This window comes from Pontibacter liquoris, from assembly GCF_022758235.1.
Classification (GTDB): Bacteria; Bacteroidota; Bacteroidia; order Cytophagales; family Hymenobacteraceae; genus Pontibacter; species Pontibacter liquoris.
Genome location: NZ_JALEBG010000001.1, coordinates 1,763,772 through 1,784,146, shown reverse-complemented (window position 1 = coordinate 1,784,146; position 20,375 = coordinate 1,763,772). Strand labels below are relative to the sequence as shown.

Sequence of the window (20,375 nt, the reverse complement as noted above, 5' to 3'; positions counted from 1 at the left end):
CTTTTTCTTTTGGATATGACCTTGTAGTATTTAGGGTGCTTTTTGCAAGTGCAGCTGCTGGTTACGCTGTTGCTTCTTGCCCCAGACACTCGCAGGTCTGAAAGACACTGCGAGGCCTTTGAAGGACTTACTTTTATAGCGCAAGCAGACGCTTGCACCAGAGCTTATACTTTCTCGCTTTAATGCACCGACTTATAAGTACTTACTGGCGCGGGTATTAACCCGTTACGAATAATGGAAGCGAGTCTGGAGACTCGCGGAAATGGATAGCGGAAGTATAGGTGCGATCCTAGTTTAGCCAGATGATTTGGCTGCGTAGCCTTGCGCCTTGCAGCCGCGTAATGTCAAAGACTTAACTTACACAAAAAAGCACGGGTTAATACCCGCGCCAGGTGTAGCTCACTTTTACCTGTATTGTGAAATGGTCCTCGATAAAGGAGAGAGCTGGGATGGGGGTCAGAAACGCAGTACGAAGCGCGTGCCCTGTCCCAGCTCCGACTGTACCGAGATAGTGCCTTTATGCAGCCGCATAATTTGCCGGGACAAGCTTAGCCCGATGCCGGAACCGGTATTCTTTGTGCTGAAAAAAGGAATAAAGATCTTGCTCATCGCTTCTGGGGTCATGCCGGAGCCATTATCGGCCACTTCTATGCTTACCCGGCTACGCTCGTCGAGGTAGGCGTGCAGCATAATTTGGGCATTTGCTTGCTCCTGCACGGCTTCCATGGCATTTTTTACCAAGTTGATCAGCACCTGTTCAATCATGGTTCTGTCGGCGGCCAGCAGCAGGCTTTCCGAGGGTACTTCTACCTGCAGTTTCACCTGTCTGGCGGCCAGTTGCTCGCGCATCAGCAGTTTGATTTCATGTAGCAATTTACTTGCATTAAACCGGGTAATCTGCGGTTCGGAGAGGGTGGTCAGGTTGCGGAAATCACTTACAAACCGGATGAGGCCATCGGAGCGACGGCTGATGGTTTGCAGGCATTGCCCGATGTCGGCGAGCTCTTCGCGCAGCAGCGTTACTTCTTCTGTTTGCGTTTCGGTAAAGCTGCTGATCTCTTCGGAGGCACTGGCCGAGAGCGAGGCGATGGGCGTTACGGAATTCATGATCTCGTGGGTCAGTACTTTGATCAGGTTGTGCCAGGCTTCCATCTCCTTTTCTTCCAGCTCGCGCTGTATGTTCTGGAGAGAGGCCAGCCGAATGCGGTCGCCCAACAGCGAGAGCTCCATGACATGCACCGATAAGTTGGCCTGCTCTCCCTCCTGCCGCACCGGCACAAGCACTTTCTCTCCGTGCTTGAGCTGGTGCAGGCTTTGCGCCAGTTCCGGGCTTACCAGGGCCAGTTCCCTTAATTGCTGCGCCTGGCTGATGCGGAGCAGTTTCCGGGCTGCGTTGTTAAGCAAAAGGATACTTCCATCGGGTTTATAGGTGATAATACCAATGCCGATATGCTGCACAATTGCTTCAAAGTACAGCATGTTCGCTTCCTTTTCGGCGCGTACTTCCCGGAACTTCAGCATCACCTCGTTCAGCCGCGAGGCTAGTTCGTGCTGCCTTCTGCCCTCTCCTTTTGTATGAAAGAGCTCCGTAAAATCATCATACTTAATGTAATTTAGAAAGCGCAGGAAGAGCTTGTTGGTACGCTCCTGCAAACGAGCCAGCAGCCATACCTGCAGCAGGATAAAAGCGCCCAGGCCTAGCAGCGTGCTGTGGTATTGAGGTTTAAAATCCAGCGCTGCAAAAAAATAAATAGAAAGGGCCAGCAAGGCCACGCGCAACAGCAGCTGCAGGCGGTAGTTTCTAAAGCTCATACTTCTCCAGTCGTCGGTAGAGGGCGCCACGCGATAAGCCCAGCTCTTTGGCTGCTTTGGAAATATTGCCTTCGTGTTTTTGCAGCGCGCGCAGCACCGTTTCCCGTTCCAGCTCATCCAGGTCCAGGCTCTGCGCATTGTTAGGTTCCGCTGTTAAAGCAGGTGGTTCGTGTTCGGCCAGGAAAAAGAAATCGTCCGCTTCGAGTGTGCGGTTGTCGCTCATGATCGAGGCGCGCTCGAGCACATGCTGCAGCTCGCGCACATTGCCCGGCCAGTTGTAGCGACGCAATCTCTCCAGCCCCGAAGCGCCCAGGTGTTTTACCGGCTGTTTATACTTCTGGGCGTAGGTTGCCAGAAAATGCTCCGCAAAAACCGGAATATCCTCCAGCCGCTGGCGCAGGGGCGGTAAATGCAGCTCTACGGTGTTAATGCGGTAAAGCAGATCCTGGCGAAAGTCGTTGCGCTGCACCATCTCTTTCAGGGGCATGTTGGTGGCGCTGATCAGGCGAACATTAACCGGAATGGGTTTGTTGGTGCCTACCCGGATCACTTCGCGCCGCTGCAATACAGTCAGCAATTTGGCCTGCATAGCCAGCGACAGGTTGCCGATCTCATCCAGGAACAGCGTGCCGCCATTGGCCGCTTCTATGCGGCCGATGCGGTCTTCTTTAGCATCGGTAAACGCGCCTTTTTTGTGTCCGAACAGCTCACTCTCAAACAACGATTCGGTCACAGCGCCCATGTCCACAGTCACAAAAACTTTATCGGCGCGGGAAGAACGCTGGTGGATGGTGCGGGCAATTACTTCCTTGCCGGTTCCGTTCTCGCCCAGCAGCAAAATATCGGCATCGGTCCGGGCCACTTTATCAATCATGGAAAAAAGCTGGTGCATGGCCATACTCTGTCCGGTAAGAACCGTTTGCGGCGAGTTGAGCTCGGCAGTGAGCGAGCGGTTCACTTCCTTCAGCTGATCTACTTCCTTGTAGGATTTGCGCAGTTTGGCAGCCGAGGAAAGCGTAGCCAGCAGTTTTTCGTTTTGCCAGGGCTTGAGCACAAAATCGGTGGCGCCTTCCTTCAGGGCCCGCACCGCCATCTCCACATCCCCGAAAGCCGTGATCATCACCACCACCGCCGAAGGATCATACTTGAGGATCTCCTTGAGCCAGTAAAAGCCTTCCTGCCCGCTTGAAGTATCTTCGGTAAAATTCATGTCGAGCAGAATCAGGTCAAAGTCTTCGTTGGAAAGCAGGAACGGGATCTTTTTCGGGTTCTTTTCCATCACCACTTCCCGGGCGTGTTTGCGCAGCAGCATCTTTGCCGAAAACAGCACGTCCTCGTTGTCATCGATGACCAGGATGCGCCCTAAATTCTGTTCTTCCATGGTTTTATTTTGAATGAGCTGATGTTTGAATGCGTGAATGAGCGAATTAATGAATAAGTTAATGTAAAGCTGCGGGTTTATACTTGTTATACTTGTCTCGCTAGTATAAAACATTGTGCCAGATCGGTACCTTGTCGCGGCTGAGGTGACAAAGACAAGTGCTATTAAGCTCCCCGTCAGGTCAGAAACAGGCTCAGGCTAGTTTATTCAGGCTTATTTAAGTTTTATACTTTATACTTGCCTCAACTAAGATACAGTTTTCCGAGGATAAATAGCACTGTCCGGTGTCCATTGGTGGACACTCTTTTGTCCGGCCGTGGACACCCGAAAAACCCCGGAAGTGCTGTAGCAGCGGAGCAGGGCGGTTTTCCGGTTCTGGCACAAGAGTTGGCAAGGTATGTTTGTCTGAAATCAGGATTTTCAGGATTCAGGAATTTACAGGATGCAGGAAGTTTAAAAGTGGAAGGCAGACATGAAGCTGCTTTTATCTACATGTTATTCTCTACAGTTTTATCCCAGTAATCTCCCCTCTTGTAAATCCTGATCCGGACAAGCGAAAACCTATTTAAACAAATAAAGCGATGGTAAAGATATACTTCCTGACTGCGTTCCGCTCGCTGCTCCGAAATAAGAGCTACAGCCTGTTGAACATTGCCGGCCTGGCGCTGGGCATTACGTGCAGCATCCTGCTTTTTCTGGTCATCAAGTATGAGCTGAGCTATGATGCCTTCCACAGCAAGGCCGCCCATATTTACCGGCTCAACTCTGATACCAGCTACCCCGATGGCATCTTCCGAAACACAGGTACCCGCTTCCCCATACCTGCACTGCTGCGCGCCAATGGCAACCTGGGCCTGAAAACTATCACGCAGCTCAACGGCGAAGAAGGAGCGCAGATCAACATCCCGGCCGACTACAACACAGCTCCCAAACGCTTTCGCGAAGAAGGTGCCATTGCTTTTGCCGAGCCCAGCTTCTTTGACCTGTTCGATTTTGACAAAGGCACAACCGATCCGCGGCCTGCCCTGGCCGAGCCCGGAAACGTGGTGCTGACCCAAAGTATTGCCGATAAGTATTTTCCGGATGGCCAGGCGCTGGGCAAAACGATCAAGTATAACAACATCCTGACCCTGAAAGTAGCTGCCGTGATTCCGGATTTCCCCTCCAACAGCGACTTTCCGTTTGTGATGCTCATTTCTTATGCTTCGTACAAGAACTACACTAACCTGGACCTGAGCAATTTCAATACCCTCTACAGCAACCAGCAGCTTTATGTAGAATTGCCAGCGGGGGTATCGCCAGAGGCCAAAGCAGCCGAAATAAGCACGTTTGTGAACAAGAACCGGAAGCAGGATAAGAGCTCCGTTGAAACCCTCAGCCTGCAGCCGCTCAACGACATCCACTTTAATGCCGATTACGGCAATTTCGGGGAGCGCACCATTTCCCGGGAGATGATCTGGTCGATGGCGCTGATCGGGATCTTTCTGGTGCTGGTGGCCTGCATCAACTTTGTGAACCTGGCAACCGCCCAGGCTGTGAAGCGGGCAAAAGAAGTAGGCGTGCGCAAGGTACTAGGCAGCAGCAAAACCCAACTGATGCTGCAGTTCCTGGGCGAAACGCTGCTGATCACCCTGCTGGCTACCTTTCTGTCGGTTATACTTACCGAGCTGGCCTTGCCCTACCTCAATGAACTGCTGGAACTCAAGATCACCTTCCGCATTTTGCAGGACCCCGTGCTGCTGTTTTTCCTGAGTGCGGAGGTGCTGCTTGTAACGCTTTTTGCCGGCCTATACCCTGCCCTCATCCTGTCGCGGTTCCAGCCTATTGCCGCTCTCAAAAGCCGCATGAATACCCAGCAGGTTGCGGGCCTGCCCATCCGCCAGGCGCTGGTGGTGCTGCAATTCACCATCTGCCAGGTGCTCATTATCTGCACCATCCTGGTCAATAACCAGATGGATTATTTCAGGTCCAAATCGTTGGGCTTTAACAAGGAAGCCGTGGTTACGGTGAGGCTGCCAAACCAGGCGGGTCAGAAAATCATCCCGCTGCGTCAGGAAATGCTGAAGAGCCCCGCCATCCGCAACGTGAGCTTTGCCGCCTCCCCGCCGTCGGCTAACATGACCTGGGGCTCCAACTTCGCCTTCGATCATGCCAGCGAGGATGCTCCTTTTAGTGCCAACATGAAGTATGCCGACGAGCATTACATCAAACTCTACGATATTAAACTGGCAGCAGGCCGCCCCTACCACAACACCGACTCAGCTGCCGTGCTGATCAACGAAACCATGCGCCGCAAGCTGGGGGTAAAAACAGCCGCCGACGCGATTGGCAAAACAATCTCGCTCAATGGCGGCCACCTCAAAGCGACCATCATCGGCGTGGTAGAAGATTTTCACCAGAACCCGCTGCACATGCCCATCGACCCCAGCATTATGCTCCCTAATCCGCAAACCTATGGCTTTCTATCGGCCAAAATCGATATGAGCCGGAAACAGCAGGCGCTGCAGCAACTCGAGAAAGTATGGAACCAGGCGTACCCGGATGATGTGTTTAACTATGAGTTCCTGGATGAAACCATCGCCCAATTTTACCAGGACGAAGCCCGCCAGGACCAACTCTTTAAGGTATTCTCTTTTATCGCCATTTTTATCGGGTGCCTGGGACTTTATGGGCTGGTAGCGTTTATGGCGGCGCAGCGCACCAAGGAAGTCGGCATAAGAAAAGTGCTTGGCGCCTCGATCTTCAACATTACGGTGCTGTTCTCCAAAGAATTTGTGAAGCTGGTCCTCATTGCGTTTATCCTGGCAGCGCCTGTTGCTTATTATGTCATGGGCAAGTGGCTCGAAGACTTTACATACCGTATCAGCATCGGTTACTGGCCGTTTATACTTGCCGGCCTGGCCACCCTGTTTATCGCCCTGCTTACCATGAGCACCAAAGCGATACAGGCTGCAGTGGCCAACCCGGTTACTTCGCTCAAAACCGAATAGCGGCACCCGGTTATCCTATAAAAAGGCGGCCCTGTTAAGAGCCGCCTTTTTTATAGGATAACCGCTAAAGCTCAGTTGCTAGCTGGAAGGGATGGTGGCAGGCGGATGCGGCAGCACTTCGAACTGCCCGCCCGCCAGTAAATGCACGGTATACAGCCGGTCGAAGCCTTCGCCTAGGCTTGGGGGCTGCAGTAACCGGAAGGTGCCGCGGATACCCCGTTCCGGTATCACGGCTTTACCCGAACGCCCGGTGTTGCGTTGAAGCGCACTGGCAAGATCGGTTTCAAAGTAATAGCCCACCACCTCATACTTTGCCGCTTTTGCCAGCTGAATATAGGAATGCCTTCTTTCGATCGTCACATTGGTTTTATCCACCACAAATCGTTGCCCTGTTTTAAGGCAGGCCTGCAGAAAAAGCTGCTCGCGGTGGCGGGTACCCAGCAGATCCAGGCTGATGCGCACGTGCGTATCAAAAAAGAGCGCTTTGTAGAAGCTGGATTTCCCGCTGGCCTGGATGCCACAAAAAATAACGGCTTGCATAAGTATAACAGGATGGCCGCTTATACTTACGCATTGCGGCCGTGCCGGTGTCTGGCATGCCCCTGTTTCCAGCGCGCCGCTTCCCATTCTGGAATCAAAATGAAACTGACATTTAAGCGGAAATAAAGAAAAGACGTGTACTTTTGTCTTAAACCTATCTGTTCATTTATCTTAAATCGATACGACAACATGTACACGGTATTGCAGAACATCCATTCTTACCTGGCTTACCTGGTGCTGGCAGGGCTTGTAATAGCCATTATCAGCGCACTAAGCAGCAGCTCGGGCAACAGGCCTTTTACTGATAGCAACCGCAAAATGGCCCTGCTGGGCCTGATCCCGACTCACTTGCAATGGGTAGTGGGTTTGATCTTATACTTTGTTTCGCCGCTGGGTGCGTCTAATTTCTCCGGCGCTGCCATGAAGGATTCCGTGTCGCGCCTATACATTCTGGAGCACCCACTCACGATGATCATTGCCGTGGTGCTGATCACGATCGGTTACGCCCGCGCCAAGCGTGCGGTAGGTTCGCCAAAGGGCTTCCGTAACATTTACATTTTCTATGGCCTGGGCCTGATCCTGATCCTGGCACGCATTCCGTGGCAAGCCTGGTTCGGCAACTAAGCCATACGTGCCATAACCAAATAGTCAGAAGCCCTGCCGGAAATAACCCGGCAGGGCTTTTTTATGCCGTTTATCCTTGTACTCCTGTATCATTACCACCCGGGCTGATGAACGCTTCCAATAGCCGGTTTACTTCGTCAGGTACTTCGTGGTGCAGCCAATGCGTGGCGCCGGGCAGAAAGCGCAGCTGCCCGTGCCGGCAACGGGCTATACTTGGTTGGGCCATCTCGCTGCCCAGAAAAGTATCCTGCTCTCCCCAGAGCAGCAGTGTCGGCACCCGGATCTCTCCTGTTACCCGCAGCTTGCTATACTTGTAGGCGCGGTACCAGTTGATCATACTTGTGAGCGCATGAGGTTGCTGCCAGACCTTTTTGTAACAGGCCATGTCGTTGGGTGAAAACGTATTTTTGCGGGCAGATATTACCATACTTCTTTCCATTAGCTTATAGTTGAAAGCGCGGCAGACACGCTCGGGCAGCCAGGGCAGCTGAAAGAACCCGGCATACCAGCTGCGCAGCATCTGCCGGGGATTGCTGTGCAACTGGGCACTTATTACCTGCGGGTGCGGAATGTTCAGGATAACGAGTTTTTCCAGCAGGTCGGGGTACTGCTGCGCTACCGCCCAGGCTACGACGCCACCCCAGTCATGGCCTACCAGGTATACTTTGTCCTGCGTGAGCTGCCGGATCAGGGCGGCAACATCGGCCGCTAAGTGCTCCATTGTATAGGCTTTCACCCCCTGCGGTTTACTGCTAAGGTTATATCCCCGCTGGTCGGGGGCTACGGCCCGGTAGCCCTTTGCTGCAAAGTATAGCAACTGCCTGCGCCACGCATATCCTCCCTCCGGGAAGCCATGCAGGAAAAGCACTACCTGATCTGCTTTCCCTCCTGCTTCTGCAACATGCAGGGTAATATCATTCAGGGTATAGGTTGTCTGCCGAATCTCCATGCTTTAAATTACTGAATTGCAGCCTCTGAAGATGTCTGCTGCTTAGTACCCAACAGGCTTATTCCTGCTACAGCATACGTAGTTTTTGTTTTCTTTTTGCTTTTGTCAAAACTAAATACTAAATTTATTAGTGTTCACAACTAAATATATTAGTAATAGCTATATATTTGGCTTCCGACAGACAAGTAAAAGAAATTATGAAAGAAACAATATCCCCTTAACCGAGCAACTGCCAGCCTAGCTGGAGATGCTGTACGCGCCAGACAAACCAAGTCATTAAGAGATGCAATGTATCAAGATGTTGCCCCGCTACACCACGCATATCGGTGAGTTGCTGATGGGAGGCTGTAATTGCTGCTGGTAAGGTATAAACGGTGTTATTTTGGCTTCAGTAGCTTGAGCAAAAGATCCTTTCAGAATGACAAAATCGAAAGAGGGCTGTTTAATTAGATACAAGCAAAGTGATATAATGAAAGAAGTACATCCCCCCACCCCCTTCAAAGGGGAACTTTCTGCTTCTGCTATACTTAGGCTAAAGTTTTATGGCAGCTGCCATCGTGCGGACAGGTCGCGACCTGTCCCTACAAGTAACGGTCGTTAAGCCATAGCTATCGAAGTGATCCCAGTCCTTGGGTTGAGCGCCTTGGTGTGTTGCGGTGCCACGATAGTGGCAGCCCGCAGCGCGAGCGAGGAGCAGCTTCATGCCACAGCGCGATGCCCAAGGACGAGCCCCCGCGGGCTTGGAGTGCTCCAAAGCCTAAGGTGAAACAGGACAAGTATAAAACCGCGGAATACTAGTAGCTAGCAAGTATAGCAAGGTATAAATCAAAGCATAAGAAAGCCACTGCAAAGTATAATAGAGCTGAGGAAGAACTACAACTACATAGTATCACAAGCACTTCTTTTCAATAATAGCATCATACAATTCATGCCTCTTTAAAACAACAACATACAGCAACAAGCAAGAGCATAATTCATACCCAATAAAACGATGAAACCGGAAGAATACCTGAAAGGACGCGGCGCGCAGTATAACCCTGTTAACCCCTACCTGAAACAAACCTATGTGGCCGAGCACCTGGAAGGCTTGGACGAGCCCATGCTCTCCAACTCCAAAACAGAGTTCTTTACAGAGCATCCCAAAAGGATCGTGAACAGAGTGGAGAGCCCGGATATTGGGCTTTCTTATTCCCTGAACCCTTACCAGGGCTGCGAACATGGTTGCATATACTGCTATGCCCGCAACTCACACCAGTATTGGGGCTATGGCGCCGGGTTGGATTTTGAGCGTAAGATCATCGTCAAAGAGAATGCTTCCGAAGTGCTCGCCCGGCAACTGGAAAGTAAAAACTGGCAGGTGATGCCGCTGATGCTGGCGGGTAACACCGATTGCTACCAGCCCATCGAAGCGAAAAAGAAACTCACGCGCCGCATCCTGGAAGTGCTCCTGCAATACCGTCACCCGGTCAGTATCATCACCAAAAATGCGCTCATCCTCCGCGACCTGGACATCCTGCAGGAGCTCAACAAGCTGGACCTGGTGCACGTCAATATCAGCATTACCACCCTAGACGAAAAACTGCGACAAAAACTGGAACCCCGCACGGCCTCCGGGGCCAAACGCCTGGAGGTGGTGCGGCAGCTGGCGGCCGCCGGACTGGATGTAAACATCATGGTGGCGCCCGTTATCCCGGGGCTAAACGACTCTGAGATTCCGCAGATCATAAAACAGGCTGCGGAGGCCGGTGCCTGCAATGCTGCTTATAATATAGTGCGCCTCAACGGAAGTGTCGGACCTATTTTTGAAGACTGGATCCGGCAGGCCTTTCCAGAACGTGCTGAGAAAGTGCTTCACCAAATCGCTGATTGCCATGGTGGCCAACTAAACGACAGCCGCTTTGGTACGCGCATGCGTGGCGAGGGCAAATTTGCCGAAACCATTGGCAACCTGTTTAAACTGAGCAAACAAAAATACCTGGCTGGGCGCAGCAGCAGGCCTTTTAATTACACCCATTTCTGCACCCGCGCCGGAAAGCAACTGGGGCTATTTTAAAGAAGGACAAGTATAAAGCAGGTCTCTGGGTATACTTTATACTTACAGGAAACATCCTAACAGGCGCAACCTCCCGTTCTGGTTGTAGTATGATGGCTGTAATGCCTTCTTAAAATCACCTTTATGGAACCCGGACAAGACCTTACCGTGCGCACTTGGGTAGAGCTGCAGGCCGCTCTTTTTGACCATAGCTGGGACGAGAAAATAGAACGTTTCCGCTCCGACTATGTGTACCGGGGCAGCTGGAGCAAATCCTATGACCTGGGAACAAGTATCATGCGCATCGGCAGCAAATTTGAACAACTGGAGCCACACCTGCTGCGCAATTTCCGCAAGTATGCGCACAGCAACGCCTCGCCCGGCGACTCGTTCTGGAACTGGCTTGCAGTGGCGCAGCACCACGGCTTGCCCACCCGCCTGCTCGACTGGACTTACTCGCCGCTTGTAGCGCTGCACTTTGCCACCGAAGACCTTTCCAAGTACGACGAAGACGGGGCTGTGTGGTGCATCAACTATGTAAAAACACGCGAGTACCTGCCGGCTCCTCTTAAAAAAGCGCTGGACGAGGAGGGCTCCAACGTATTTACCCCGGAAGTACTCGAGCCGGTAGCTCCTTCTTTAAAAGCACTGCGGAGTTTTCAGGAGCAGGATTATGTGCTGTTTCTGGAGCCTCCTTCGCTGGATGCGCGCATCATTCACCAGTATGCCCTCTTCTCGATGATGTCGGATGTAAAGGCTGAACTTAGCCAGTGGCTGCAGCAGCATCCCGAGTTGTACTTCCGGGTAATCATACCGGCTGCGCTCAAATGGGAAGTGCGCGACAAGCTGGACCAGGCAAACATCACAGAGCGCGTTCTTTTTCCGGGGCTGCAGGGGCTAAGCCAGTGGCTCAAGCGCCATTATACCCATCGCTAAAGTTTTTACTAAATTATGCGGGTGCCGTTCCGTTATTGTCGGGGAAAAGGTCTAAATTCAGCAGATCAAATACTTTTATCTTACAAGAATGATACTGCGCAGATTGCTTCGTGAAAACACCCTTTTTCACCCAAATGAATTAAAGAAAAACACCATTCCGGCAAACCGGACCACTCCGAAACATTATACTTCTAAGGCTGCGGCTATACTTTGCGGTCTGCTGCTGACCAGCGCCTGCACCCAGGAACAGGAAGCAACATCAGGAATACAGGTGGCTGAAAAGCAAACGACCAGCCGGGATACTACCGTATCGGCTGTAGCGGATACCAGTATGGTCGCAACTCCTGTAAAGACAGCAGTTGCCGTAGACAGCAGTTGGGATTACCCGGGTCCGAAACCCATGCCGGGTGCCATTCTGCCTCACAAGCGCATCATTGCTTTTTATGGCAATCCCCTATCCAAGCGAATGGGCATTCTGGGAGAATTGCCTCCGGAGCAGATGCTGGCTAAACTGGATGAAGAAGTAGCTGTCTGGACCAAAGCAGACTCGCTGACGCCTGTGCAGCCCGCCCTGCATGCCATTGTGGTTACAGCACAGGGCCAGCCCGGTCGTGGCGAAAAATACCGCCTGCGCATGAGCGACAAAATGATAGAAGATGTGCTGGCGATGGCTCAAAAGCGCGACGCGATTGTGTTCCTGGATGTGCAGGTAGGTAGAAGCACACTGCAGGAAGAATTGCCACAGCTGGAAAAATTCCTTAAGTTGCCGCAGGTGCACCTGGGCATCGATCCGGAATTCTCGATGAAGGAAGGTGGCGTGCCCGGCCGCAAGATTGGCACCTACGATGCAGCCGATATAAACTACGCATCGCAGTTCCTGGCCGACCTGGTAAAGCAAAACAACCTGCCGCCCAAACTCCTGATCGTGCACCGTTTTACGCAGCACATGATCACGAATTCTGAAAATATCAAACTGCGACCCGAAGTAGGCATTGTGATGCACATGGACGGCTGGGGACATCATACTTTAAAAAGAGACACTTACCGCCGTTACATTCAGAAAGAGCCGGTGCAGTTTACGGGCTTTAAGCTGTTCTACAAAAACGACCTGAAGAAAAGCTCGCGCCTGATGACGCCGGAAGAGATCCTGGCACTCACTCCAAAGCCGCTTTACATCCAATATCAGTAACTGAAGTAAGTATAACTGAATGCTGCATAATAGCCGGAACATACAGGCTGGCAGCAGTACTATGGCCGGAGGTAGCTCCGTTAAAGTATAAACGACCCTCCGGCACTTGGACAGCCATTCAGCATTCAGTTATACTTTTAGATTGCTTTGCCGGATCCGGCGTTTTTGCTGCTGTTAGCCCTGCGGTATACTTTAAAGTCGTGCTTAGCAGCTTATTTTAAAATCAGCTGCCTGGCTGATAACAAGTTTAAAGGCTGGAATAGGAGATTCGCAACACAGCGGCGCATTAAATCTAAAAAGGTAAGTATAATTTCGGAAGTTTGCAAACAGTAAATTTTTGAAAAAATTATATTTCTACGGAGTAAAAGGGCCCGGCTTTTGTGTTACTCAGGTAAGAGCATTATTGCTTTGCAAATAAGTGAGGGGTTTCTTTACTAGCTGCGCCAGACACCATAAAAAGAGAATGGGAAATTATGACGCGACATTTCCGATCTTCGTCTATTACTAAGTTTGCCCTGCGGTTCATCCAGATCATGATCGTTTTCCCGATGGCCGTGCTGCTTAGCTTTTATATTAAGCCTTATGGCTCCATGGAGTATGAGCTTCATTTTATGATCTGCCTCATCTTCTCCGCCTGTGCCTCTGTGCTGATTACCCGCTATAGTCCACGCCTGATCGTGTTCATGTTTTTTGGGCTACTGGGCATTCTCTTCGTCAACAGCACGTTCTCCGATACCTCGCTCGAAGGCATTTACGGCGATTACAATGCCATGCTGGTGAACATGACTAGCAACCCGCATAACGTTTCGTACCTGAAACCGGTGCGGGGCACCTACTTTCAGGACCAGCGCGTGAAGCGGGCCATGCAGCCGACGCACCCCAAAGTGCGCACTTTTGCCGTCGAAAACTCCACCCGTTATTTTAATGATGAGTATTACCGCAAATTTGGCAAGGTAACCCGCTACTATTCCCTCTTCAAGCATATCCGCCTGAACTGGAAATATGTGAACGACCCGCTCGGCATGGATTACTACGCACATCCTACCGAAAGTATGGGGCTGCTGGCCGGCGACTGCGACGATTATGCTATCTTGATGGCCTCCTCCGTGATGGCGATTGGTGGTGAAGCCCGCATCGTGATTACCGAAAACCACATGTATACCGAAGTGAAAGTAGGCGATGTGGATGACCTGGATGAGGTGAGCTATGCCGTGCGGACATTGTTCCCCGACGAAGTGAACGGCGGCAAGATTCATTTCCATGAGACAAACGGCGAGCTCTGGATCAATTTAGATTATACCGCCAGCTACCCCGGAGGCCCTTTCCTGGAGCCGCAACTCTACAGTGTGATTACCTTCGACAAGTAATGTTTGAAGGCCGGATGCAAGTTTGGCCAAACGGTAAATTGATTTCTAAGAGGCAAACTTGTCCTCTTCCTGCTCAAGCCCATGTTATAGTATAAGCAGGCGCAATTACTGTACTTTGCATCCCTGCTTATTTGCGAACTTCTGCCAACGCTTGTTGCCATTCAGCCAACCGGCAAGCAATCTGGTTAACCATTCTATCGTTTTTACCCGTACACAGCAGCAGCCCCTTGACAAGCGGCTGCTAATTGCTTATACTTCGCCATACAAACCGAAAGCGCATTTATGCCTAAAGTACTTATTGTAGATGATGAACGTGCCATCCGCAGCACGCTGAAAGAAATACTTGAATTTGAAGATTATAATGTAGACGAAGCTGAGGACGGCGAAAAGGCGCTGCAGCTGATGGGAAAAGCAAAGTATGATGTAGTGCTTTGCGATATAAAGATGCCCGGCATGGATGGCATCGAGGTGCTGGAAAAAGCCATGGCGCTGGTGCCTGACACGCCTTTCATCATGATCTCTGCCCATGGAACGATCGACACGGCCGTGGAAGCGACCAAAAAAGGAGCCTACGATTTTCTGCAGAAGCCACCCGATCTGAACCGGCTGCTGGTGTCGGTCCGCAATGCGCTGGATAAATCGACGCTTGTAACAGAGACCAAGATCCTCAAGAAAAAGATCTCTAAAACTTACGAAATGGTGGGCGCCTCGCCTGCCCTGCTGCGGGTAAAACAGGCCATCGAGAAAGTGGCCCCCACCGATGCCCGCGTGCTGATTACCGGGCCCAATGGCTCGGGCAAGGAGCTTGTAGCCCGCGCGCTGCACGAGCAGAGCAACCGCAGTGCAGGTCCGCTGGTAGAGGTAAACTGCGCTGCCATACCCAGCGAGTTGATAGAAAGCGAGCTGTTTGGCCACGAGAAAGGCTCCTTCACCTCGGCCGTAAAGCAGCGCATTGGCAAATTTGAGCAAGCCAACGGCGGCACGTTGTTTTTGGATGAGGTAGGCGACATGAGCTTATCGGCCCAGGCCAAAGTACTGCGCGCCCTGCAGGAGCATAAAATTACGCGCGTAGGCGGCGATAAAGACATTCAGGTGGATGTGCGCGTGGTAGCGGCAACCAACAAGAACCTGCTCGAGGAAATTGAAGCCCGTAACTTCCGGGAAGATCTTTACCACCGCCTTGGTGTTATCCTGATCCATGTGCCGCCCCTCAACGAGCGTCGCGAGGATATTCCGGACTTGGTAAATAAGTTTCTAAATGATATTGCCAATGATTACGGCAACAAGCCCAAAGTAATGACGCAGGAGGCGCTCTCATATTTGCAGCAACTGGACTGGCGCGGCAATGTGCGCGAGTTACGCAACGTGGTAGAACGCCTGGTGATCATGAGCGGGCCCGAGATCTCGCTGGAAGACGCCAAGGCGTATGCCCGCCCGGTGGTGGGTTGATGTCTGGTTTGGTATTTTGCTTGTAGCAGGTGCTGATCTTATAGGAGTGGATTCAGGTAATACTTGGAAGTAGTAGTTTGTTGCTGGTTTTCTACTATGGCTATACTTTGTAGAAGATTTAGAGGATACTATTGTTAGCTGCCATTGATGCTCCTTTATCCTTTGGCTATACTTGGTAGCAAGCTGTCTTCCTAAGTCTTATACTGGCCTTGTTTCACCTTTGTCTTTGGAGCGCTCCATGTCCGCGGGGCCTCGTCCTTGCGTTTCGCGCTGTGGCGTGAAGCTGCTCCTCGCTTCGCTGCGGGCTGCCGCATGCGCGGCACCGCAACACACCAAGGCGCTCAACCCAAGGACTGGTATCAACTCGATAGCTTAGGTTTATACTTCTGATTAAGTATAAATTCTCTATATTCTGATTTCCTTTATTCTCCTCTTCTTTGTCATCCTGAAAGGATCTTGGTGGAAGGGAGATGAAGCTTTTACCATGCAAGTATGCTGTTGCTACACATCAGTCTAAAGTCCCTTTTGAAAGTGATTGAGGGTACCCTGAAAAGCCAAAAATTCGAGGCTTATATTAAAAGGATGAAGCTGCAAAATACAGCATTGCTGTAAGGATGTTACGGATATAAAAAGCCCCTGCAGAAACATAATCTGCAGGGGCTTTTACAAACGCTCCTTTCGAAATCTACTTCAGGCTGGCCATATCGATCACAAAGCGGTACTTCACATCGCCTTTCAGCATGCGTTCGTAGGCCTCGTTGATATAGTCAACAGGAATTACTTCCACATCTGACATGATGTTGTGTTCGGCACAGTAGTCCAGCATATCCTGCGTTTCGGCAATGCCGCCGATCAGGGAACCGGCCAATCGGCGGCGACCATTGATCAGACTGAAACCTGCTACGGGCGAAGGCTCCGGCGGCGCACCGAGTAAGATCATGGTGCCATCGCGCTTTAACATGCCCAGGTAAGCATTCAGGTCGTGCGGCGCCGAAACCGTATCAATGATGAAATCAAACGTACGGGAAAGGCCTTTCAGCACATCTTTGTCTTTGGTGATCGCAAAATGATGGGCACCCAGTTCGCGCGCATCTTTTTCTTTTTCGGGCGAAGTGCTCAGCACGGTTACATCAGCCCCCATCGAAGCTGCCAGTTTCACTGCCATATGACCCAGACCTCCTAGGCCCACAATGCCAACTCGGTGCCCGGCGCCTACCTTCCACTGGCGCAACGGCGAGTAGGTAGTAATGCCGGCGCACAGCAGCGGCGCTACCCGCGAGAGCTCCAGATTTTCCGGTACTTTCAAGGTATAGGCCGCATCCACCACAATCTGGCTGGAGTAGCCGCCATAAGTCGGTTCCGGACGGCCGTTGCGTTGCTTGCTGTTGTAGGTGCCCACCATGCCTTCCTCGCAATACTGCTCCAGGCCTTCCTGGCAGCTGGGGCAATGGCGGCAGGAATCAACAAAGCAGCCCACGCCAGCCAGGTCGCCCTCCTTAAACTTTGATACCTGGTTTCCTACTTTTGTTACGCGGCCCACTATTTCGTGGCCGGGCACCAGCGGGTACATGGCCCCTCCCCACTCGTTGCGCACCTGGTGCAGGTCAGAGTGGCACACGCCGCAGTATAAGATCTCGATCTGCACATCATTTTCGCCTACCTCCCGTCGCTCCAGGGTAAATGGCCCCAGTGGCGCTTTGGCATCGAAGGCAGCATAAGCATTAATTGCTGTCATAGTTCAGTAGTTGTTAGTAAAAGATAATGCAACAAAGATACACCCCAATTGTTAACTCCGCAGCTGTTATACTTAGTCCGAAAAACAGAATCCCAATAAAATAGCGCGGGCCATACCAGCTATATTTTCGCTGCTATGGCCCGCGCCAATCTGCACTTATGTACTAATTACCTTTTTATAACAAGGTGTTCTTTACGTAAGCGGCACTCTGGGCAATGCTCTTGTAAGGATCCATGCCCTGGGCAAAGTTTTCCTGCTCTACAAAAATATACTGCACCTCTGATGCGCCTTTGGCGAAGATGTTTTTGTAATCGATGCTGCCGCTGCCGATCTCGGTGTTCAGGTCACGGTTGTTCTTGTCCATATCCTTTACATGCCACATGGCAAAACGGCCGGGGTTCTGCTGGAACATCTGCACGGGATCTTTGCCGGCGTTAACTGCCCAGTAAAGGTCTAGCTCCATTTTTACCAGGTTCGGATCTGTTTCTTTCAGCAGGATTTCGTAGCCGGTAGTATCGCCCTGCGGCTGGAACTCGAAGTTGTGGTTGTGATACGCCAGCTTCAGATCTGATTTATTTACGGTTTCAGCAGCCTTGTTTATTTGCGCGGCAAGCTTTTTATACCCGTCGGCAGATTTGCGCAGGTTATCGCCTAAGTATGGAATGGTGATGAAGGATTGGCCGGTAGCTTTGGCTGCCTCGATATAGGAATTCAGCACCTCCTGGTTGTTATCAGCCAGGATCTGGTCGAAACCATAGTGGCCACTTGGCGAAGTCAGGTTGTTAGCTTTCAACAGCTCCCCGAACGCTTTGGCATCCATCCCCCAGAAGCCATCTTTTTTAGAATAGCCATACGTTTCTACCGTCTGGTATCCTGCTTCAGCAACTTTTGCCAGCACGCCTTTTACATCTTTTGAAATCTGGTCGCGCAGGGTATAGAGCTGCAGGCCTACCGCCGTAAGAGCGCCTTTGGTGGCGACATTTGTCGAATCGCTTGCGGCACTGCCTGTAGTGTCCGTATCGGTGGCAGCTGTATCTGCGGTGGTCTTGTTGTCAGTACCGCAGGAAACCAGCGCGGGCGTCAGGAAAACACCGGCAGAAAGCATACCTAATTGCTGAAGGAAAGATCGTCTTTTGTTCATTTCGTTTTAGTCTTAGTTTAGTTTGAGTTAGGTAAACAAATAAAGCGCATACTCCTGAGGTAAAGTACCAGGCGTACGCGCTTTACCAGGTTTAAAAGTACAAGGCGATTAATGATGCGCTGTGGCGTAGCTGCCTTCGCTGTGCGGCTTCTTTCTGCCACGCATGTACAGGAACAGACCACCGAACGCAAAGATCAGGAAGATAGGGATCAGCAGGGTTGCCTGCAGCACTTCCGGACCTGCCAGGTTCTTGGCATTATCCAGGGCTGCGGCCATCCCGGTTCCGGGCGTAGCACCCACATATTCTTCCAGGTTAGCACCACCAGGCAAATGGCTGGTCACGATCCTGTCGTAGTAGCCACCCATAAAAATGGTATAGATCGATACGGCAAACATACCGGCTCCGCCCAAAAGGTTCAGGCCTAATGCACCGGACTTTGGTATATTCTCGGCCACAAAACCGATCATGGTTGGCCAGAAATAGGTTACGCCCAGTCCGAAAATAATGGCGCCCAGGAAAATGGTATTACCGGTTAAGGTGCTGAGCAGGTAAATGCCTACTGCCGACAAAACAGCAGAAAGGAACAACACGCCTGTCGGGCTGAAACGGCTTAACACCGGTCTTGCCATGGCGCGGCCCAGTACCTGCACCCCTGTAGTGAGCGTAAGGATCAGCAGGGCGTTGTCGGTTACGTTCTTGAGGAGTACATCGATCCACTGGCCGGTAAATAACTCGGTGATGGCCGTACCGAACATGCAAATGAAAACAAACAGGTATAAAGGCGAGAAAATAGCTTTATACATGTCGGAGGTAGTATAACCGGATGCCACACGCTCGGTAACCGGGAAATCAAGCTTAAGGAAAAGGTAGCCATAAACAAGTGTCGGGATGATCATCACAGCCACCTGGATCTGCCAGCCCAGCCCAAGCATGTTGAACAGGAACACCAGCAGCGTACCGATCACGATACCACCCGGGAACCACAGGTGGAAGTAGTTCAGGCGGGTTGTTTTCTCTTCCGTGTACAGCGTAGCTACCAGCGGGTTACAGGCTGCTTCTACCGTACCGTTGGCAATGCCGATGAGCAGCGTGGACAGGAACAGCGTCCAGTAGCCCTGCGCAAACACCGTGAGCAGAATGCCCGCCAGGTGGAAGAAGAAGGCCAGTACCAGCAGGCGCTTCATGCCGATAATATCCACGACGAAACCACCCACTACAATGGCCAGCGGAAATCCCCAGAAGGCAGTGGCCGTGATGGTGCCAAGCTCCGAGGCATTCAGGTTAAAGTCCACGCCCAGCTGGTTCAGAATTCCGGCACGGATACCGAATGACAGAGAGGTCACCAGCAGTGCGAAACAGCTTGCCCAGAAGAGCTTTTCTCTTTGGATCGTTTGCATAAAAAGTCAGTTAAAAGTTAAGGGTTTAGTTTTTGTTTGTGCTACGCTCGTATGCTTTGTCAACCTGTTGGTTAAAGCTTTTTGATCCTGATGTTGCGGAACCAGACATCATCGCCGTGGTCCTGCAAGGCAATTTTGCCGGATTTGAATGTGCCGAAATCAGGCATATCGGCAAACTTGCTTCCGGCAATGAGCTTTTTCCAGTTGTCATCCCACATGGTAGTGGTTACCACTTTTTTGTCGTTAAGAAACAGCTCCAGCTTGCCGTCTTTGCTGATGATCTCGGCCTTATTCCACTCCCCTGCCGGCTTCACCGGCTCTTCGCTGCTGGCGATCAGGTCATACAAATCGCCGGCGCGGTGCTTGTGGATCTTGGCATCGGGGTGGCCATTGTTATCGAGCACCTGCATTTCTGGCCCTGTGTTCCACACATAATCATACTTGGCGGTATCTTCCTGCACATAAAAGATGATGCCGCTGTTCCCGTTTTTGGCAATTTTCCACTCCAACTGCAGGTCAAAATCCTTAAACTCCTGGTCGGTTACCAGATCGCCGCCCTGGGCTGGCGTGGCAGCTTTTTTGCTGGCTGCATCCAGGTGCAGGGTGCCATCTTCTACCTTCCAGGCATTACCGGCAGTACTTTGCCCGTAAGAATGCCAGCCGTTGGTGGTTTTCCCGTCAAACAAAGGAATCCAATCCTCGGCTGTTTGGGTAGCATCCGGAGCGGCAGTTTCCGTATCGGCAGCTGTCGTCATGTCGGTTTCGTTTTGCTGCGTCTGGCAGGCCAGCAGCGCAGTCAGCGGTAAAAGCGTAAGGATTTTCCGTAGCATAG

15 protein-coding genes are annotated in these 20,375 nt (G+C 51.5%); 7 read left to right on the top strand and 8 right to left on the bottom strand.

The window, feature by feature from the left end:
• Positions 1–456 precede the first annotated feature (456 nt).
• Positions 457–1,812, bottom strand: a complete 1,356-nt coding sequence (locus LWL52_RS07315) for a sensor histidine kinase (protein WP_242918391.1) — start codon at positions 1,810–1,812, stop codon at positions 457–459.
• Positions 1,802–3,193 carry a sigma-54-dependent transcriptional regulator gene (locus LWL52_RS07310; protein WP_242918389.1) on the bottom strand — a complete coding sequence of 464 codons (1,392 nt, stop codon included), beginning with the start codon at positions 3,191–3,193 and terminating at the stop codon, positions 1,802–1,804. The genes LWL52_RS07315 and LWL52_RS07310 overlap by 11 nt, the downstream gene beginning before the upstream one ends.
• 581 nt (positions 3,194–3,774) lie before the next feature.
• Between LWL52_RS07310 and LWL52_RS07305 the strand changes: the two genes are divergently transcribed.
• Positions 3,775–6,183: an ABC transporter permease gene (locus LWL52_RS07305; protein ID WP_242918387.1), complete on the top strand. Its 2,409-nt coding sequence runs from the start codon at positions 3,775–3,777 to the stop codon at positions 6,181–6,183.
• Positions 6,184–6,261: 78 nt separating this feature from the next.
• Here the strand turns inward: LWL52_RS07305 and LWL52_RS07300 are convergent, their stop codons facing one another.
• Positions 6,262–6,723, bottom strand: coding sequence for an AAA family ATPase (locus LWL52_RS07300; RefSeq protein ID WP_242918385.1), 462 nt, complete (start codon positions 6,721–6,723; stop codon positions 6,262–6,264).
• Between the two features lie 189 nt (positions 6,724–6,912).
• On the opposite strand from LWL52_RS07300, the gene LWL52_RS07295 reads away from it, so the two are divergent.
• Positions 6,913–7,347 carry a hypothetical protein gene (locus tag LWL52_RS07295; protein WP_242918383.1) on the top strand — a complete coding sequence of 145 codons (435 nt, stop codon included), beginning with the start codon at positions 6,913–6,915 and terminating at the stop codon, positions 7,345–7,347.
• A 70-nt stretch (positions 7,348–7,417) separates the two neighbouring features.
• Here the strand turns inward: LWL52_RS07295 and LWL52_RS07290 are convergent, their stop codons facing one another.
• Positions 7,418–8,296 (bottom strand): alpha/beta fold hydrolase, encoded by an 879-nt coding sequence (locus LWL52_RS07290; RefSeq protein ID WP_242918381.1) that lies wholly within the window; start codon positions 8,294–8,296, stop codon positions 7,418–7,420.
• 991 nt (positions 8,297–9,287) lie between these two features.
• Here LWL52_RS07290 and LWL52_RS07285 point away from each other — a divergent pair.
• The 5 genes from LWL52_RS07285 to LWL52_RS07265 all read left to right on the top strand — a co-directional run bounded on the left by LWL52_RS07285 (position 9,288) and on the right by LWL52_RS07265 (position 15,269).
• Positions 9,288–10,349, top strand: a complete 1,062-nt coding sequence (locus tag LWL52_RS07285; RefSeq protein WP_242918379.1) for a PA0069 family radical SAM protein — start codon at positions 9,288–9,290, stop codon at positions 10,347–10,349.
• A gap of 123 nt (positions 10,350–10,472) precedes the next feature.
• Positions 10,473–11,264 carry an FRG domain-containing protein gene (locus tag LWL52_RS07280; protein WP_242918376.1) on the top strand — a complete coding sequence of 264 codons (792 nt, stop codon included), beginning with the start codon at positions 10,473–10,475 and terminating at the stop codon, positions 11,262–11,264.
• A gap of 88 nt (positions 11,265–11,352) precedes the next feature.
• Entirely contained in the window at positions 11,353–12,453 is a 1,101-nt protein-coding gene (locus LWL52_RS07275) for a hypothetical protein (RefSeq protein ID WP_242918374.1), read from the top strand.
• Between the two features lie 473 nt (positions 12,454–12,926).
• Positions 12,927–13,820: a transglutaminase-like domain-containing protein gene (locus tag LWL52_RS07270; protein WP_242918372.1), complete on the top strand. Its 894-nt coding sequence runs from the start codon at positions 12,927–12,929 to the stop codon at positions 13,818–13,820.
• Positions 13,821–14,102: 282 nt separating this feature from the next.
• Positions 14,103–15,269 carry a sigma-54-dependent transcriptional regulator gene (locus LWL52_RS07265; RefSeq protein ID WP_242918370.1) on the top strand — a complete coding sequence of 389 codons (1,167 nt, stop codon included), beginning with the start codon at positions 14,103–14,105 and terminating at the stop codon, positions 15,267–15,269.
• A gap of 685 nt (positions 15,270–15,954) precedes the next feature.
• Here LWL52_RS07265 and LWL52_RS07260 read toward each other — a convergent pair.
• From LWL52_RS07260 to LWL52_RS07245, 4 genes are all read right to left on the bottom strand, one after another.
• Positions 15,955–17,004 (bottom strand): NAD(P)-dependent alcohol dehydrogenase, encoded by a 1,050-nt coding sequence (locus LWL52_RS07260; protein ID WP_242918368.1) that lies wholly within the window; start codon positions 17,002–17,004, stop codon positions 15,955–15,957.
• Positions 17,005–17,179: 175 nt separating this feature from the next.
• The gene (locus tag LWL52_RS07255) at positions 17,180–18,145 is read right to left on the bottom strand and encodes a sugar phosphate isomerase/epimerase family protein (RefSeq protein ID WP_242918366.1); all 966 of its coding nucleotides are present in this window, start codon (positions 18,143–18,145) and stop codon (positions 17,180–17,182) included.
• A gap of 108 nt (positions 18,146–18,253) precedes the next feature.
• Positions 18,254–19,543, bottom strand: coding sequence for an MFS transporter (locus LWL52_RS07250; RefSeq protein WP_242918364.1), 1,290 nt, complete (start codon positions 19,541–19,543; stop codon positions 18,254–18,256).
• A gap of 71 nt (positions 19,544–19,614) precedes the next feature.
• Complete coding sequence (locus LWL52_RS07245) at positions 19,615–20,373, bottom strand: 3-keto-disaccharide hydrolase (protein ID WP_242918362.1); 759 nt, start codon at positions 20,371–20,373, stop codon at positions 19,615–19,617.
• Positions 20,374–20,375 lie beyond the last annotated feature (2 nt).

Excerpts from the sequence above, each read along its gene's own strand:
- LWL52_RS07315 (WP_242918391.1), bottom strand. The coding sequence starts at position 1,812 with ATGAGCTTTAGAAACTACCGCCTGCAGCTGCTGTTGCGCGTGGCCTTG.
- LWL52_RS07310 (WP_242918389.1), bottom strand. The coding sequence starts at position 3,193 with ATGGAAGAACAGAATTTAGGGCGCATCCTGGTCATCGATGACAACGAG.
- LWL52_RS07305 (WP_242918387.1), top strand. The coding sequence starts at position 3,775 with ATGGTAAAGATATACTTCCTGACTGCGTTCCGCTCGCTGCTCCGAAAT.
- LWL52_RS07300 (WP_242918385.1), bottom strand. The coding sequence starts at position 6,723 with ATGCAAGCCGTTATTTTTTGTGGCATCCAGGCCAGCGGGAAATCCAGC.
- LWL52_RS07295 (WP_242918383.1), top strand. The coding sequence starts at position 6,913 with ATGTACACGGTATTGCAGAACATCCATTCTTACCTGGCTTACCTGGTG.
- LWL52_RS07290 (WP_242918381.1), bottom strand. The coding sequence starts at position 8,296 with ATGGAGATTCGGCAGACAACCTATACCCTGAATGATATTACCCTGCAT.
- LWL52_RS07285 (WP_242918379.1), top strand. The coding sequence starts at position 9,288 with ATGAAACCGGAAGAATACCTGAAAGGACGCGGCGCGCAGTATAACCCT.
- LWL52_RS07280 (WP_242918376.1), top strand. The coding sequence starts at position 10,473 with ATGGAACCCGGACAAGACCTTACCGTGCGCACTTGGGTAGAGCTGCAG.
- LWL52_RS07275 (WP_242918374.1), top strand. The coding sequence starts at position 11,353 with ATGATACTGCGCAGATTGCTTCGTGAAAACACCCTTTTTCACCCAAAT.
- LWL52_RS07270 (WP_242918372.1), top strand. The coding sequence starts at position 12,927 with ATGACGCGACATTTCCGATCTTCGTCTATTACTAAGTTTGCCCTGCGG.
- LWL52_RS07265 (WP_242918370.1), top strand. The coding sequence starts at position 14,103 with ATGCCTAAAGTACTTATTGTAGATGATGAACGTGCCATCCGCAGCACG.
- LWL52_RS07260 (WP_242918368.1), bottom strand. The coding sequence starts at position 17,004 with ATGACAGCAATTAATGCTTATGCTGCCTTCGATGCCAAAGCGCCACTG.
- LWL52_RS07255 (WP_242918366.1), bottom strand. The coding sequence starts at position 18,145 with ATGAACAAAAGACGATCTTTCCTTCAGCAATTAGGTATGCTTTCTGCC.
- LWL52_RS07250 (WP_242918364.1), bottom strand. The coding sequence starts at position 19,543 with ATGCAAACGATCCAAAGAGAAAAGCTCTTCTGGGCAAGCTGTTTCGCA.
- LWL52_RS07245 (WP_242918362.1), bottom strand. The coding sequence starts at position 20,373 with ATGCTACGGAAAATCCTTACGCTTTTACCGCTGACTGCGCTGCTGGCC.